This window comes from Paramaledivibacter caminithermalis DSM 15212, assembly GCF_900142245.1.
GTDB classification, from domain to species: domain Bacteria; phylum Bacillota; class Clostridia; order Peptostreptococcales; family Caminicellaceae; genus Paramaledivibacter; species Paramaledivibacter caminithermalis.
In genome coordinates, this window is the sequence record NZ_FRAG01000009.1 from 45,442 (window position 1) to 63,069 (window position 17,628).

Annotated in this window: 17 protein-coding genes and 1 other annotated feature; all 17 genes read left to right on the forward strand. The window is 29.6% G+C overall.

The window, feature by feature from the left end:
* The first annotated feature begins 49 nt into the window (after positions 1 to 49).
* Positions 50 to 1,165, forward strand: a complete 1,116-nt coding sequence (locus tag BUB36_RS05295) for an amidase domain-containing protein (RefSeq protein WP_073147764.1) — start codon at positions 50 to 52, stop codon at positions 1,163 to 1,165.
* 353 nt (positions 1,166 to 1,518) lie between these two features.
* Positions 1,519 to 1,800, forward strand: a complete 282-nt coding sequence (yqfC, locus tag BUB36_RS05300; protein WP_073147766.1) for a sporulation protein YqfC — start codon at positions 1,519 to 1,521, stop codon at positions 1,798 to 1,800.
* Positions 1,801 to 1,811: 11 nt separating this feature from the next.
* Complete coding sequence (gene yqfD, locus BUB36_RS05305; protein ID WP_073147768.1) at positions 1,812 to 3,023, forward strand: sporulation protein YqfD; 1,212 nt, start codon at positions 1,812 to 1,814, stop codon at positions 3,021 to 3,023.
* Positions 3,023 to 4,006, forward strand: a complete 984-nt coding sequence (locus tag BUB36_RS05310) for a PhoH family protein (RefSeq protein WP_084111740.1) — start codon at positions 3,023 to 3,025, stop codon at positions 4,004 to 4,006. Before yqfD ends, BUB36_RS05310 begins: the two co-directional genes overlap by 1 nt.
* 115 nt (positions 4,007 to 4,121) lie before the next feature.
* On the forward strand, positions 4,122 to 6,230 hold the full coding sequence (locus BUB36_RS05315) for an HD family phosphohydrolase (RefSeq protein ID WP_084111742.1): 2,109 nt from the start codon (positions 4,122 to 4,124) through the stop codon (positions 6,228 to 6,230).
* Positions 6,231 to 6,235: 5 nt separating this feature from the next.
* Entirely contained in the window at positions 6,236 to 6,691 is a 456-nt protein-coding gene (ybeY, locus tag BUB36_RS05320) for an rRNA maturation RNase YbeY (protein ID WP_084111752.1), read from the forward strand.
* Positions 6,692 to 6,705: 14 nt separating this feature from the next.
* Entirely contained in the window at positions 6,706 to 7,407 is a 702-nt protein-coding gene (locus BUB36_RS05325; RefSeq protein ID WP_073147772.1) for a diacylglycerol kinase, read from the forward strand.
* 54 nt (positions 7,408 to 7,461) lie between these two features.
* The gene (locus BUB36_RS05330) at positions 7,462 to 8,721 is read left to right on the forward strand and encodes a hemolysin family protein (RefSeq protein WP_073147774.1); all 1,260 of its coding nucleotides are present in this window, start codon (positions 7,462 to 7,464) and stop codon (positions 8,719 to 8,721) included.
* 36 nt (positions 8,722 to 8,757) lie between these two features.
* Positions 8,758 to 9,858 carry a DUF3048 domain-containing protein gene (locus BUB36_RS05335; RefSeq protein ID WP_073147776.1) on the forward strand — a complete coding sequence of 367 codons (1,101 nt, stop codon included), beginning with the start codon at positions 8,758 to 8,760 and terminating at the stop codon, positions 9,856 to 9,858.
* Between the two features lie 88 nt (positions 9,859 to 9,946).
* Positions 9,947 to 10,834: a GTPase Era gene (era, locus tag BUB36_RS05340; protein ID WP_073147778.1), complete on the forward strand. Its 888-nt coding sequence runs from the start codon at positions 9,947 to 9,949 to the stop codon at positions 10,832 to 10,834.
* A 306-nt stretch (positions 10,835 to 11,140) separates the two neighbouring features.
* Positions 11,141 to 12,526: a magnesium transporter gene (gene mgtE, locus BUB36_RS05345; RefSeq protein WP_073147780.1), complete on the forward strand. Its 1,386-nt coding sequence runs from the start codon at positions 11,141 to 11,143 to the stop codon at positions 12,524 to 12,526.
* A 201-nt stretch (positions 12,527 to 12,727) separates the two neighbouring features.
* Positions 12,728 to 12,889, forward strand: a complete 162-nt coding sequence (locus tag BUB36_RS19610; protein WP_165613035.1) for a hypothetical protein — start codon at positions 12,728 to 12,730, stop codon at positions 12,887 to 12,889.
* A gap of 4 nt (positions 12,890 to 12,893) precedes the next feature.
* Positions 12,894 to 13,649, forward strand: coding sequence for a DNA repair protein RecO (gene recO / locus BUB36_RS05350; protein WP_073147782.1), 756 nt, complete (start codon positions 12,894 to 12,896; stop codon positions 13,647 to 13,649).
* 14 nt (positions 13,650 to 13,663) lie between these two features.
* Entirely contained in the window at positions 13,664 to 14,155 is a 492-nt protein-coding gene (locus tag BUB36_RS05355) for a DUF4342 domain-containing protein (RefSeq protein WP_073147784.1), read from the forward strand.
* A 64-nt stretch (positions 14,156 to 14,219) separates the two neighbouring features.
* Positions 14,220 to 14,390 (forward strand) — a binding site (T-box leader).
* Between the two features lie 90 nt (positions 14,391 to 14,480).
* Positions 14,481 to 15,878: a glycine--tRNA ligase gene (locus BUB36_RS05360; RefSeq protein WP_073147786.1), complete on the forward strand. Its 1,398-nt coding sequence runs from the start codon at positions 14,481 to 14,483 to the stop codon at positions 15,876 to 15,878.
* A gap of 245 nt (positions 15,879 to 16,123) precedes the next feature.
* Positions 16,124 to 16,762: a helix-turn-helix transcriptional regulator gene (locus BUB36_RS05365; protein WP_073147788.1), complete on the forward strand. Its 639-nt coding sequence runs from the start codon at positions 16,124 to 16,126 to the stop codon at positions 16,760 to 16,762.
* A 35-nt stretch (positions 16,763 to 16,797) separates the two neighbouring features.
* Positions 16,798 to 17,613, forward strand: a complete 816-nt coding sequence (locus tag BUB36_RS05370; protein WP_073147790.1) for a pyruvate, water dikinase regulatory protein — start codon at positions 16,798 to 16,800, stop codon at positions 17,611 to 17,613.
* The last annotated feature ends 15 nt before the right edge of the window (positions 17,614 to 17,628 follow it).

Consider the following 17,628-nt stretch of genomic DNA (forward strand, 5'->3'; position numbering starts at 1 on the left):
TAATAGGATATAACATATAATTTTATGAAAACTCTTTAGGAGGAATCATATGATAATAGTTATATCAAGAAAGAGGCTCTTTCCTTTTTTAATAGGGATATTATTGTTAATTATTATATTGTTAGCTTATGAGACATACCAATTTCCTGTTATATCAACTTTCATAACTGGTAATAATGAGGAAGCTAAGTTTTTAATAAATAATTTTTTTGAAATAAGGAATAAAGCAATAATTAAAGGGGATATAGATACAATAGCATCACTATATGATAGAGACGTAAAATATGGAGTATGGGCATATGAACATGAAAAGAAAAAGACACAATATTTACATAAATGGTCTAAAAAACAAGGAATTAAATTCTATGATATTAAAAGCGTAATTAAATTTAGAAGTATAAAGGAGAGAGAGGATGGATATAGAATTAATTTTATAGCTTCTACAGAGTATAAGTACTATTATAAAAATGAAATAGAAAAAAAGAATATGTTCAGAATAGGAACATATCATTCTTTAGATTTGAAAAAGGTGGGCAACATATGGAAAATAGTTCGTGAATGGTACACTGATCCCTTTGCTGACTCACTGCATCTAGATGAAATAGAAAGTGCAGAAATTACTGAGTATATTTTGAGTCAGAAAAAAAGCCAATTTGATAATTTGAATGAAAGAAGAGTAAAAGCAGTAGAATATGCCGATAGATTTTGCGGTGCTGCAGCTGATGAGGAATATGGATTCAATTATAATAAAAAATATATAAATTATAATCCCTTAGGTGGTGACTGTGCTAATTTTGCATCTCAAATTCTTTATGAAGGAGGTAAATTTAGGCAAACATATACTTGGAAATATGATAAGGGAGGAAGTAAAGCATGGGTAAATGCTCAAGCCTTTAAAGACTATATGATATACAGTGGCAGAGCTTCTAAAATAGCTTATGGTACATATGAACAGGTATATAAAGCATCTTATAAACTACTGCCAGGAGATTTTGTAGCTTATCAAAAAAAGGGGAAGATAACTCATATTTCTGTTGTTACAGGAGCTGATTCAAAGGGATATATCTATGTTCACAGTCATAATACCGATAGATATAGAGTACCATGGGATTTGGGGTGGAATGATAAGGGTATAAAATTTTGGTTGATTAAAGTGCATTATTAAATTAAAACCAAGATTAAAATTAATGAACTTACATAAACCTATTCTATGTTTGTTTGAAGGAAGGGTTTATTTTTTTATGGTTGATTTTAACTAATGACAACTGGCTTAATAACAAATTGAAATAGTATATTAAACCTTAAAATTGTTTATCTATATACTAACAAAACTATATGTGTATAACAAGTAATAGAGGTTTAGATGTAGGCATACAATTAATAATAGGGATTTAAGTTTGTATTTATATAGAATTTTGAAATATAGGTTTATATTTTTAAGACTCAAAAGAATAACTGTATTTCTTAATTTTAATCTAACAATGCATCGTTAAACCCTTTGTTTTTAGGAGGTATAATATGAATGAAGAAAAAATTACGAAGATAAAGAGTAATATTTCTAATATTTTAGAAATACCTAAGGAAATACTGCTTGACCTGCCTAAAATAACCTTTATAGGGAATTTACAGGTGAGTATTGAGAACCATAAGGGAATTATAGAGTATTCCAGTGAAAATATAAGAGTAAAAATAAAGGATGGATTCATTAAGATATCTGGTATTGATCTTGCAATAAAAACAATTATTACTGAAGAAATAATTATATCAGGTAAAATAGCATCTATTGATTACTATATATAGGGGTGTTGTATGTGCTAGTCATAAAAATTTGGAATTATTTTAGGGGTTATGTGGTATTTAAACTTGAAGGATTGAATTTAGAGAGGGTATTAAATTTAGCAGTTGAAAAAGACATCTATTTATGGGATATTCGTAGAATAAGTTATACAACAATTGAAGGTAAAGTAGGGATTAAAGGATATAAGGAGCTTTTAAGAATTTTAAAAAAGACTGGTTGCAGATCAAAGATACAATTAAAAGTAGGATATCCTTTTTTTATTTTTAAATTGAAAAGAAAAAAAATAGTTGCAGTAGGATTAATAATATGTATATTATTAATTGTTAGCCTTACTTCTTTTATTTGGGATATAGAAGTTGAAGGCAATGTCTATGTATCTAAACAAGATATATTAACTTCTTTAGAGAACATGGGAGTTAAGGTAGGAGTATTTAAATATTATCTTAGTTCTGATGATATCAAAGATAATTTATTAATTAATCATGATGAATTGGCATGGGTAGGCGTAGAGATTAAAGGAACAAAAATTAGGGTAGAAGTAGTTGAAAAATACGAAGAACCTGTAAAAATTGATAAAAGTATACCATGTGATATTATTGCAAAAAAGAATGGTGTTATAGAAAAAATTATTGCAAAAAATGGAGTTCCTTTAGTAAAAAAAGGTGATATAGTAAAACAAAATCAACTATTAATTAGTGGTAAAATAAAAGAAGACGGGGGATTAATACGATTAGTTCATTCCTTGGGAGAGATATATGCTAGAACATTTTATGAAAAAACTAAAAAAATGCCTATCTATAGAGTGACAAAAATTAAGACAGGAAGAAAATTTACTAGAAGAATTCTTAAATTTGGCGAGTCTACATTTATGTTTTCTAAAGGTAAGGTTCCTTTTGACAAATATGTTGTTGAAACAAAAAATAAAAGTCTAATAAAATGGAGGAAAATTAATGTTCCTGTAGAAATTGTTATTGAAGAATATTTTGAGGTGATCGAGAAAAAGAAAAAGGTGCCAGAAAATGTTTTAAAAAAAGCATTAAAAGATTTTTTGCTTGTTAATCTCATTAAAGAAATACCTGAAGAGGCTAAGATTGTAAATAAAACAACTAATTATAAAATAGATGGTAATATGATGTGGGCAAATTTAACAATTGAAGCATTAGAGTCTATAGGAATAGAAAAAGGGTTTGATGTGAATGAACTTGATATAGATGAGGAGGAGTAATTTTGGAACTACAAAATGAAAAAAGAATACAGATTGAAAATATAGATTTTCTCGATGAATTGTTTGGAAATTTAGATGAAAATATAAAACTAATAGAAGAAAAATATGGTGTAAATGTGGTATCAAGGGATGGAGATTTAGTAATACTAGGAAATGAAGAAAGTATAAATTTAGCAAGTAAGGTTTTAGAAAAAATGATAGATATGATAAAATTAGGTGAAAAGCTAGACAAACAAAAAGTGATGTATACAATGAATTTATTTAATCAAGGAGAAGGAGATAGGATTGACGAATTAGTGGGAGGTGATATAGTATGTGTCACTTCAAGGGGTAAATATATTAAACCAAAAACTTTAGGACAACGGAAATATGTTAATGCAATTAAAAATAATGATATCGTATTTGGAGTAGGGCCTGCAGGAACAGGGAAAAGTTATTTAGCTGTTGCCATGGCTGTAAAAGCTTTCAAGAATAAAGAGGTGAGCAGAATAATTCTAACTCGACCTGCTGTAGAGGCTGGTGAAAGCTTAGGTTTTTTGCCTGGAGATTTACAGATGAAAGTAGATCCATATCTTAGACCGCTATACGATGCTCTATATGATATTTTAGGAGGAGACACTTATTTAAAATATAAAGAAAGAGGAATGATAGAAGTTGCTCCTTTAGCCTATATGAGAGGTAGGACTCTTGACGATTCCTTTATTATTTTAGATGAAGCTCAAAACACAACTAGAGCTCAGATGAAAATGTTTTTAACAAGAATTGGTTTTGGATCCAAAACCGTTATAAATGGAGATATTACTCAAATGGATTTACCGAAGGGAAAACAGTCAGGATTAAAACAAGCTACTGAAGTTCTAAAAAACATCAATGGAATAGAATTTATATACCTAACTGACAAAGATGTAGTAAGGCATGAACTAGTACAGAAAATAATAAAGGCCTATGATTTATATGAAAAGAGAGGAAGTAAGAAAAAATAGATAAGTTAGCCTAAGGTAATGTTAATGCTTAAGATATAATAGTAATGCCTCAGAGCTTGGAAATTAAAACTAATTATTAGATTTTTTTGTTTGAGGGAGAAGGGGGGGGAGCTTTGTGGCTTTTCTTAAAGTGTTAGACAGGCTCTTACAAAAAACTAAAATAAATAAAATTATTAGAAGCAGAATGTTTAATATAATAATTTTATCCTCATTATTTTTTGTAATTATATTTTTGACTTTTTATTATACAGTTTCACCAAAGAAATATGATATTAAGGTGGGTGAGGTTTCTCCTGCTGATATTAGAGCACCCATAGATATAGAAGATAAGGAAGCTACTGATAAGGAAATAGAAAAAGCTATACAATTGGTAGAACCTAGACAAGAGGTTGACCCAACGATACAAATAAGTATAAAGAATAAAATAGAGGCTTTTTTTAAAACGCTTTATGAATCAAAAGCTGCTAAGGAAATACATGGTACTAAGGATAGGGAAATTATTGAGGCATTAGAAGAATATAATGATTTTGCTCTAAACAGAAATGACCTAATTATATTAATAAATACCAAAGATGAAACTATTAGGAATTTTGAAGGGTATATCTACGAGTTAATCATGCAGGTAATGACTACAGGCATAAAAAAAGAAGAGTTGGATAATAAGAAAAAGAAGATTGAAGAATATTTTATGACTTTAGAAGGAGTATCAGAAAGGCTTAAGACTATTGGTATTAAAATAGTTAATAGTTCAATTAAAGAAAATACTTATTTAGATCAAAAATTAACACAGGAAAAAATAAACGAGGTAATTAAAAGGGTTGACAAGGTATATATAAGAAAAGGACAGACTATAGTAAATGAAGGAGAGGAGATAACTGAAAACCACTATAAACTCTTGGTTGAGGCTGGGCTAATAAATCAAGAACAGAAAAAGAATATAAAACCATTCATAGGTGTGATTCTTATAGTTTTACTCCTTGAATCGATTATTCTTTTTTATATCTATATATTTAATGGAAAGCTAGCTAATAGTGTTTCAAACTTATATCTAATTGTTATTGTGTTTTTGACGGTATTTCTTATGTCAAAGCCTTTAAGCAGTATATCAAGCTACCTTATACCTGCTGCTTCGGCTGCAATGTTAATTGGTATATTGATTAGTCCCACTATAGCTATAGTATTAAATATTTTTTTAACTATATTAATAACACTGTCTACAAATAATAGTCTTATAGTGTTTATTACTTTACTTATTAGTGGTACTGTTGCAGCCATCAGCACATCAAATGCTCATCAAAGGTCAAAAATCATTATTTCTGGCTTGTTGGTAAGTTTAACTAATTTAGTTATCATAACGGGTTTTGGTTTAATCAATGGATTAGATGCTAAAGAAATTTTTATGAATTGTTTTTATGGTATACTTAATGGAGTATTTTGCTCTATATTAACCATAGGGTCTTTACCTCTATGGGAATATATGTTTAATATCTTAACACCAATAAAGCTTTTAGAGCTATCCAATCCAAATCATCCTATATTAAAAAGATTGCTTGTTGAAGCTCCAGGAACTTATCATCATAGTATAATAGTTGGCAATCTTAGTGAAGCTGCTGCTGAAGCAATAGGTTGTAACAGCTTGTTAGCAAGGGTAGGGTCATATTATCATGATATAGGAAAACTTAAAAGGCCGTATTTTTTCAAGGAGAACCAACTTACATCGGATAATCCTCATGATAAAATTTCTCCTTATCTGAGTTGTAATATAATTAGAAATCATGTTCATGATGGTGTTCAGCTTGCACTCGATTATAAAATCCCTAGGGATATTATTGATATTATTGAACAGCATCATGGAGAAACTTTGGTTAAATATTTTTATCACAAAGCAATAACAGAAAAAAGTGAATCTAATATTGTTAATTGTAAGGATTTTAAGTATAAAGGTCCTAGGCCTAAGTCAAAAGAGGCTGCAATAGTAATGATGGCTGATTCCGTTGAAGCGGCAGTGAGAAGTTTATCTGAACCTAATAAACAAAACATTGAGGACCTCGTAAGAAAAATTATTGAAGGTAAGCTTAATGAAGGGCAACTTCAAGATTGTCATTTGACTTTCAAAGATTTGGAAACTATTAGAACAACTTTTGTAAATATCTTAATGGGAATATTTCATGAACGAATAGAATATCCTGAAATAAATAATGAAGAAGTGGAGGTATCTAATTGACAAACATTGATATTGTAAATAATCAAGATATTATTAAGTATGAGTCCAGTCTTGTTGATTTAGTTAAAAAAGTGGTAGTAAAATCACTAGAAACTGAGAATGTTGACAAAAATATAGAAGTAAGCATTTCCTTTGTTGATAATAGCGAAATTAGATATCTAAATAAGAATTTTAGAAACAAGGATAAGGAAACAGATGTATTATCTTTTCCTCAATATGATGCTATAGAAAAAATAAAAGAAGAAAAAAATCTTGTAATTTTGGGAGATATAGTTATATCCCTAGAAAAAGCAAAGGAACAAGCAATAGAATATGGACATTCCTTTGAAAGAGAAGTTGCTTTTCTTACTGCCCATAGCATGTTTCATTTATTTGGCTATGATCATGATACTGATGAAAATACTATGCTAATGAGAAAGAAAGAAGAAGAAGTATTAGATTTATTGGGTATACTAAGATAAAATGGTGAAATATTATGAAAGCAAAAAAATTACTTGATAGCTTCAATTATGCCTTTGATGGTATTATTTATACTCTAAAAACTCAAAGAAATATGAAAATACATTTTGTAATTGCTATTTTCGTATTATTCTTTAGTATTTTCTTAAATTTATCTAAGGTAGAAATTTTAGTACTATTTATAACGATTTCATTGGTTATTGTTACTGAAATGATAAATACATCTATAGAAGCTACTATTGATTTGATAACAGATAAATACCATGAATTAGCAAAGATAGCTAAGAATGTGGCAGCAGGAGCCGTTTTGGTTTCTGCTATCAACTCCATAATAATTGCATACATAATATTTTTTGATAAGCTTAGTAAGGTTTCTGTAATTTTTATACATAAAGTAAAAAGCATGCCTATACATATTACGTTTATAAGTCTTATAATAGTTATTTTTATAGTTATTGGTATAAAAGCACAATTTAATGAAGGTACTGCTTTAAAAGGCGGAATGCCCAGTGGACATGCGGCTATTTCATTTTCTATTTTTATAGCTGTAGTATTTTTATCCCAAGACATTCTGATAATCACCTTAACCTTTATTTTGGCTGTTTTAGTAGTTCAAAGCCGCATCGAAGCTGAAATACATTCGATAAAGCAAGTATTAGCTGGAGCTTTGTTGGGTGGGTTGATAACTTTGCTTATATTTCAATTCATATATTTATAGTTATGTGTTAATATAGCCTAACAGGTACACACCTATATTTTAGGAGGCAGGGTAGTGGATTACACAATTGTTTTAAGATTAGCTATTTTAATAGTCTTGCTCTCGTTATCAGGTCTATTTTCTGGTGCAGAGACATCATTATCATCAATAAATTTGATTGGAATTAAAAGGCTTAAGAAAAAAGGTATAAAAGAAGCTGAAATTTTAGAAAGACTTTTAAACAATGCATCTAAAATGCTGGCTACTATATTAATAGGCAATAATATTGTAAACATTGCTGCTACAGCTATTGCAACTGAGCTTACTCTCAAAATTTTTACTGGTAAACAGGCTACTTTTTTGGTTACGGTTATTATGACGATTCTGATTTTAATATTTGGTGAAATTACACCTAAGACATATTCAGCCTATAATCCAGAAAAAATTGCTATGAAATTAGGAAGGCCTTTAGAAATTTTGTCGATAATATTTAATCCAATACTTATTGTTTTAAATAAAATCACAAGGATTATAATTAGAAGTTTAGGAGGAAGTATAAGTAATACTAGAACCACTGTTTCAGAAGAAGAAATAAAAACCTTGGTTGACGTTGGTGAGGAAGCAGGAATTATTGAGAAGCAAGAAAGAGATATGATAGAAAGCATTTTTGAGATTGGAGATATAAAGGTTACGGAAGTAATGGTTCCGAGAATCGATATTGTATATTTACAAGAAGATGATTCATTTGAAAATGCTATAAAAAGGGTAATACAATATGGGTATTCCAGAATACCTATTATTGGTAAATCTATAGATAATATTGTTGGTATAATTTATGCAAAGGATCTTCTTTCATGTTATTTAAAGAATAGTAAAGAAGAATTTGATTTAAAAAGCTTAATAAGACCAGCTTATTATGTACCTCAAAGTAAGAAGGCTATTGATTTACTAACTGAAATGCAGCTGCATAAAGTACATATATCCATTGTCTTAGATGAATATGGTGGAACACTAGGACTGGTAACAATTGAAGACATATTAGAAGAAATAGTTGGAGATATCTTAGATGAATATGATGATGAGAAAGATTTAGTAGACTATATTGATGAGAAAATAATAATAGTTAGTTCAAAAATATCTATAGAAGAAATAAGTGACATTCTAAATAAAGACTTGCCAAAGGGTGAATTCGAATCATTAGGAGGATTTGTATTTAATCTGTTAGGAAGAATACCTAATGTTGGTGATGTTATTGAATATAATAATATTGATTTTAAGGTTTTAGAAGTGCATAATAGAAGAATAAAAAAAATAGAAATAACAAAGAAGGATTAGTAAAAACAAAAGGGATTTTAACAAGGGGGACTAAAAATGAAAAAGATACTAATTGCTGTTATTATGTTAACATTATTAATTGGTTGCACAAATACTAAGGTTGCTTCTAAGGATTCTCCAGAAAACAAACCAGCAACAAATGAAAAAGAAGTGGAAATTAAGGAGGAAACTAAGGAAATTGTTATAAATGACAATGATGATAATGACAAAGAGCAAAAAGAAAAAAATATTGATTTAGAAAATAAAATTAAATCACCTTTAACTGGATTATATATTGATAAGGAAAAACTAAATGATAGACCTATAGTTGTTATGCTGGATAATTACTATAAAGCTAGACCACAAGCAGGATTAAGCAAAGCAGATGTAGTTTATGAAGTCTTAGCTGAAGGCAATATTACTAGGTATATGGCAGTTATTTATACAAGTAAACCTAAAAGTATTGGACCGATAAGAAGTTCTAGACCATATTTTATTGATAAGGCACTAGAATATGATCCATTATATGTTCATGTAGGCGGTAGTGAACAAGCTAAAAAGGACATAAAAAATTTTAAAATGGCTGATATTGACGGTTTATCATCTGGAGGAGATATTTTTTGGAGAAAAAATCATAAACCAATACCTAATAATATGTATTCTAGTTATGAAGCTATTATGAAGCAAGCCAAAAGAAGGAAATACAATAAAACTGGAAACTTTGAAACATTACAATTTAACGAAGAAGATATGGACATAGATGGTGAAGAATTAACTGAAATCAAAATTCCCTATAGAGGTAAAAAATATACATCTGGCTTTAAATATAACAAAGAAGATGGTTTATACTATAGATATGTAAATAATAAGCCCCATTTAGATGAGATATCAAAAAGCCATATTATAGCAAAAAATATTTTGGTTCAATATGTAGCTGATAGAGTTATAGATAATGTAGGAAGACTAGAGATGAATTTAGTTGGAGAAGGAAAGGGCTTATACATAACTAATGGTAAGATGATGGATGTAAAATGGAAAAAAACTTCAAGAAGAGCCTTAACAAGATTTTATGATTTAAAAGGCAATGAAATAAAATTAAATCCTGGAATAACATGGTATCAAATAGTACCCGATGATTTAAATATAATTACTAAATAGTTGCTTCAGAAGTATCAAGGCAAAGAGATATTTTATATATTTTCAAGAAAGAAAACAATAATTTTAAATTTTTTAGGTGGTGAATAGTTTGACTTTTAAATCAGGATTTGTAACAATAGTTGGAAGACCTAATGTTGGAAAATCTACTTTAATAAATAGTATAGTTGGTCAAAAGATATTAATCATGTCAGATAAACCTCAAACTACTAGAAATAAAATTCAGACAATATATAATGACGAAAATTCTCAGATCATTTTTTTGGATACTCCTGGTATTCATAAACCTAAAAATAAGCTTGGGGAACATATGGTTAAAGCAGCAAAGGATACATTAAATGAAGTAGATGTGATAGTATTTTTAGTGGATGAATCTAAAAATATAGGACCAGGTGATAGATATATTTTAGAGCTTTTACAGGATGTAAAGACTCCAGTGATCCTTGGTATAAATAAAATAGATAAAATAGAACCCGATATATTTAAAGGTATTTATGAAGAATATAGTAAATATAACGTTTTTGATGAGATAATAGGCTTGTCAGCCATTAATGGTAAAAATGTAGATGTTTTGATAGAAAAAATTACGGACAGACTTCCAGAAGGGCCTAAATATTTTCCCCCAGATATGATTACTGATCAGCCCGAAAGGTTTATAGTTTCGGAAATAATAAGAGAAAAGCTTCTCCATTACCTTCAAGATGAAGTTCCCCATGGAGTTGCGGTTATTGTAAATTTTATGAGGAAGCGTGAAAATAAAGATATTATAGATATAGATGTTACAATATATTGTGAGCGTAATTCACATAAATCAATAATAATCGGTAAGAATGGAAAGAAGATAAAGGGTGTTGGTAAAAGTGCAAGGCAAGAAATAGAAAATTTGCTTGGATCTAAAGTATATATGGAGATATGGGTGAAGGTAAAAAAAGATTGGAGAGAGAAGGAAAACATCCTAAGAAATTTAGGATATGAATAATAAAGTTTTACTTTTAAAATTTAGCAGTAGATAATCAGATGCTGGTTTAAGGACAAAGGCGTCTTCGACGGGTTTTGAGTTGTAAGTTTCAAGTTGCAAGTACTAGGGTCTTTCTATTAAGTTTTAAAAGAAAACAATTTGCATTAATATTTTACTGGCAATAGTTTCAATTTTTCTTCTAGTCCTTTATTTTACGCTGTTTTAGTTATGCAATTTCTTGCAAAAAAGTTTGAGTTCCTAAACTACAAAAAAGCTTTATGTTTCTGATAAACATTATTATTTTAGCCTTTTAAAGGGGGTGCAAGTATGACTAAGCACGAAAATGAACAAATAGATGAAAGATTAGACGTAATAAAACATTTATTAGATAATAATGAACATTTAAAAATAAAGGAATATATTGAAGAACTTCACCCTGCAGATATAGTTGAAATTCTACTAGAATTGGATGATGAGGATCAAGTTCATTTTTTTAGTATTCTTTCATGGGAACAGGCTGGTAAGGTATTAGAAGAAGTTGATTCTGATACCTTTATTGAACTTCTAGAAATATTAAAGAGAGAGCAAAAAATTCTTATTCTTGATCAAATGGCCCATGATGATATGGTTGACTTGATAGCTGAGCTTAGTGAAGAGAAGAGAAAAGAAATAATTTCTCTTTTGGATTTGGAAGATGCAAAAAAAGTCACAGAACTTTTAATTTATGATGAAGATACAGCTGGCGGTATTATGACAAAGGAATTTATTACTGTCAGAAAGGATATAACAATTTATCAAGCTATCGAAGATTTAAGGGACAAGGCTGGCGATGCGGAAACTATTTACTATGTATATGTAGTTGATAAAAATGAAAGACTAGTGGGAGTGCTTTCTTTAAGAGAGTTAATTGTTAATAGACCCAATAAGATTATAGAAGATATTATGCATGAGAAAGTTATTAGTGTTAATCTGAAAACAGACCAAGAAGATGTAGCTCATCTGGTATCAAAATATGATTTATTAGCTATTCCAGTTGTTGATGATAATAATAGAATAATGGGTATAATAACAGTAGATGATATTATTGACGTTATTCAAGAAGAGGCTACAGAAGATATATATAAATTTGCAGGTTCTTCTGAGGCTGAGGATATAGATGATGATAAGATTTTCCATAGAATATTTATTTCGGTAAAATCTAGATTACCATGGCTTGTCATAACAGTATTTGGAGGATTATTATCTGCAAAGGTGATTGGGGGTTTTCAGGAAGTACTTAATAAAAATACTGTACTAGCATTATTCATGCCTCTACTTGCAGGTATGGGAGGAAATGTAGGAACTCAATCATCTACACTAACGGTAAGGGGGATAGCTGTAGGAGATATACATGGAAAAGAAATATTTAAAACGTTATTTCACGAAATTTGTGTTGGATTTCTTGTGGGACTTTGTTGTAGCATTATAGTTGCAGTCGTGTCAATATTTTTTGTAAAAGGAGAAGTGATATTAAGCTTTGTAGTAGGCATTTCTATGTGGGCAAATATGATTACAGCAGCAACGATTGGAACGTTGGTTCCATTGATATTTAAGAAAATCGGGGTTGATCCTGCCGTAGCTTCTGCTCCATTTATAACTACTACAATAGATATAACAGGTTTATCAATATATTTTACACTAACTACTATACTTTTGACAAAAATAGTATATTAACTATTTATAAACCCTAAGATATTTTAAAAGTAGAACTTTTGTTTATTTGTTTGGTGGGTTATAATAGTTAGGTTTTTTATAGTAAACAAATACAATACATTCTTTTAATGACAAAAATTTCTTGAATATATGCACCACCCCATTGTAGAAAATAATTATAAGGGCTCTAGATTATGAATAAGACCTATAGAAGGGGGTATAATGGTGTATAATAACAATCTTTGGGAACTATTTCTTATGACTGGGGATATTAATTATTATTTGGAGTTTAAAAATCATCAAGCTCAAGACATATTTTTGAATGATGAGGATGATGATAATGATAATGATGTTAATGACTTAGAAAATAATTCTTTGAGGTGATGTAATGATATATAAGACCGATGCAGTGGTCTTAAGAAAAAATAAGATATCTGATTCCGATGTTATCCTCACACTATTTACTAGAAAGCTTGGTAAAGTGAGGGCAGTTGCTAAGGGAGGAAGAAAACCTAAAGCAAGATTATCACCTGCTTCGCATATTTTTGTTTTTGGAGAGTTTATTATATCAAAGGGGAAGGAATTAGATAGGATTTCATCTGTAGATATACATGAATCATTTTACAAAATTAGAGAAGATTTATCGAAGCTCGCTTATGCCTCTTATTTTGCCGAGCTATGTGATTCTGTAATTGTAGAAGGAGCTACAAATAATAGATTAATGGATACCTTTTTAAAGGTTTTGAGTTTAATCACTTATAAGGGTGAAGATTTTGAGCTTATAAAATTAGCATTTCAGTTAAAGCTGCTAAATTATTCTGGTTTTAAACCAGAGCTAACTAGATGTGTAAGCTGTGGAAATATGACCTTCAAAAAGGTAGGATTTGATATATATCAAGGTGGATTAATATGTGATGATTGCTTTTTAAAATATCATAAAAATGCCATATTGATTAATCCAACCATGGTAAAGGTTATGAATTATTTACTTAAGGCTGATATAACAATTTCTGTTAAAATAAAGTTAAAGCCTTCAATGATAAACCAGCTGAATGGGATTATGGATAGATACATACAATTGCATCTTGAGAGAAGGACCTTTAAAAGTTTAGAATTTTTAAATACTATAAAAAAAACTAATTAAAGAGGTGAGCTTTTATGGAATTTACACTTGAACAAGTGGATGAGGTTAGGGAAAGAACTGGTGTTTCTTATGGAGAAGCTAAGGAAGCATTATTAGAAACAGATGGAGATGTTTTAGAAGCTATAATACTTATCGAATCAAATCATAAAAAAAAGATAAAAAGTAACATAAGCAATAGAGGGAATGAAGTTTTTGAAAAACTCAAAGAATTTGTAAAAAAGGGAAATGTAACAAGAATTATTTTAAAAAAGAATGGAGAAACCATAATGAATATTCCTGTTACGGCAGGAACTGTTGGGGCATTGATATTCCCTCCTGCAACGGTGACAGGCATTTTAGTTGCTCTTGCAACAGGATGTAGATTAGAAATAGTAAAAGAAGATGGTGAAATAATTGATATAAATGATATTACTGAAGATGCCTTGATTAATGTTAAAGATAAAGTTGAAGAGGCAAAGGATAAATTTACTAAGAGGAATAAGACAGACAAAATGGATGCGGAATAAATATAAATTAACTCATTTTACTGTTTACAAATTATATACAATATGATAAAATCAATAAAAAATATTGAGTGCGATGATGGAGAAGAGTAATTAGATTAATTATTATAGAGAGTCGGTGGTGCTGGAAATCCGATATAATTGTTTGATGAAGGGAGCTCCTAAGCAATACATTATAAAGTGAGCGTTTTAACGTTAACTAGGGTGGAACCGCGGAAGTAAACCTTTCGTCCCTTTTTTAGGGATGAAGGGTTTTTTTATTATTAGTGTAGTTTAAACATTTTTAAGTATAAATAATAAATTCAACTATTTTTTAGGAGGTATAAACATGGCAAAAAAAGAACGTAGTACTATGGACAAGATCGTTTCATTATCGAAGTCTAGGGGCTTTATTTTCTCAGGGTCTGAAATATATGGTGGACTTGCAAACACTTGGGACTATGGTCCTATTGGAGTGGAGCTTAAGAATAATGTTAAGAAAGCATGGTGGAAAAAGTTTATTCAAGAATCTGAATATAATGTTGGATTAGATGCTGCTATATTAATGAATCCTCAAACTTGGGTTGCATCTGGTCATGTTGGAGGATTCAATGATCCTCTAATGGATTGTAAAGAATGTAAAGCTAGATATAGAGCTGATAAGTTAATTGAAGATCATTTAGCACAAAATAATGAACCAGATGTTATAGTCGATGGCTGGTCTAATGATGAAATGGAAAAATATATCAAAGAACAAGGAATTAAATGTCCAGAGTGTGGTAAAGCAGATTTTACGGACATAAGACAGTTCAATTTAATGTTTAAAACCTATCAAGGGGTAGTGGAGGATTCCCAAGCAGAAATTTTTTTAAGACCTGAAACAGCACAGGGTATATTTGTGAATTTTAAAAATGTTCAAAGAACATCTAGAAAGAAAATTCCCTTTGGAATTGGTCAAATTGGAAAATCTTTTAGAAATGAAATAACTCCAGGTAATTTTACCTTTAGAACTAGAGAATTCGAACAAATGGAATTGGAATTTTTCTGTAAACCAGGTGAAGATTTAGAATGGTTTAAATATTGGAAGGAATTCTGTAAGAACTGGCTTTTAAACCTTAATATGAAGAAAGAAAATATTAGACTTAGAGACCATTCAGAGGATGAATTATCTCATTATAGTAATGCTACAACCGATATAGAATATAAGTTTGCATTTGGTTGGGGAGAACTATGGGGAATTGCGGATAGAACTGATTATGACCTTAAACAGCATATAAAACATTCTGGAGTTGATTTAAGCTATCAAGATCCAGTAACAAATGAAAAATATGTACCTTATTGTATTGAACCATCCCTTGGAGCAGATAGGGTGACGTTAGCATTTTTGATAGATGCTTATGAAGAAGAAAAACTTGAAGATGGAAGTGAAAGGGTAGTTCTTAAGTTTCATCCAGCATTGGCTCCATTTAAAGCAGCTATTTTTCCACTAACTAAAAAACTGAGGGAACCAGCATTAGAAGTGTTTAATAAGCTTTCTAAGAAATTTATGGTTGACTATGATGAAGCAGGAAGTATAGGAAAAAGATATAGAAGACATGATGAAATAGGTACCCCTTTATGTATTACTATTGATTTTGATACATTGGAGGATAATACTGTAACAGTAAGGGATAGAGATACAATGGATCAAATAAGAATAAAAATTGATGAATTAGAAGATTATATAAATAAAAAAATTGAATTTTAATAAAATAATTATGGATAGCATTTATGCTATCCATTTTTTAAAATAGAAAAGTTTTAAATCTTTGAACTTACAACCGAAAATTATTTATTAGACAAATTTATCATTATGACATACATATAGATTTTCCATAGTAAAACTTAACTTATACATATAAAAATACACAAAAATTTGCGAAAATAGGAGACAAATAGCACTGAATAGTATATAATATATAAAAAAAGTATAACACATAATCGAAAAACGAGGTGATTAGTATAGAATATAGTAGCCGACAAAGGAAGATAATAGAAATAGTAAAAGATAATGAACCTATAACTAGTGAAAAAATTGCTGAGATTTTAGACTTAACCAGAGCTACTTTAAGACCAGATCTTGCTATTTTAACAATGTCGGGAATTCTTGAAGCGAGACCTAAGGTAGGATATTTTTATACTGGTAAATCTGAAAATCAGGAAATATTTGATAAAGTTAAAGAAATAAAGGTTGGAGAAATAAAGTCTATTCCTGTTGTTGTAGATGAAAAAACATCGGTTTATGATTCTATTGTATCAATGTTTTTAAATGATGTAGGAACGATATTTGTTATTTCAGGCGGATATCTAACAGGTGTTGTATCAAGAAAGGATTTTATAAAATCTTGTATAGGGGGAACCGATATAAATAAGGTTCCAGTTGGAATTATAATGACTAGAATGCCAAATATAGTTTTGGCCTTTGAAGATGAAACTGTATTGGATGCTGCAAAAAAAATTATTGAACATGAGGTAGATAGTTTACCAATAGTTGAAAAAGAAATAATAAAAGGCAAAGAATATTTTAGAGTGATAGGCAGGATATCAAAAACAAATATTACTAGGCTATTCATTGAAATCACAAATATATAAACTAATAGTCTGACAAGTTATAGGAGGATATAGATATGAGTGATAAATTGTACATATATGTCTTATCGGATTCAATAGGTGAGACTGGTGAACAAGTTGCTAAAGCAGCAGCAGCTCAATTCAAAGATATAGACTATAGAATTAAACGATTTCCATATATTTCAGAAAAAGAACAAATACTAAATATAATACAGGAAGCTGCTGGTTTAAACTCCATAATAGTTTTTACAACAGTAATTGAAGAAATAAAGGAAACAATAATAATAGAATGTGAGAAGAAGGATATTGAATATGTGGATATTATGTCACCGCTGCTTGGTTCATTTCACAATGTTTTAGGCAATGAACCAGTCCATGTACCAGGTACGATGAGAAGATTGGATGAGAGGTATTTCAATAGAGTAGCTGCAATTGAATTTGCTGTCAAATACGATGATGGAAAGGATTCAAGGGGAATAAAGAAGGCGGATATAGTACTAATTGGTGTTTCAAGGACTTCAAAAACACCATTGAGCATGTATTTAGCCCATAAAAACATAAAAGTTGCTAATGTACCATTGGTACCAGAAGCACCATTGCCAAAAGAGCTTTTTGATATATCGCCTAAACGAATTATGGGTCTTACTGCTAATCCAATAAAGTTAAATGAAATAAGACAGGAAAGATTAAAGTCTTTAGGACTCAATAATAATGCTTCCTATGCTAATTTAGATAGAATTCTTGAAGAACTTGATTATGCAGAAAAGATTATGAAAAAACTTAATTGTCCAGTTATTGATGTTTCAAACAAAGCTGTTGAGGAAAGTGCAAGTATAATAATGGAAATTATGAGAGAAAACGACTTAATATAAAAAATTTATAGGGGG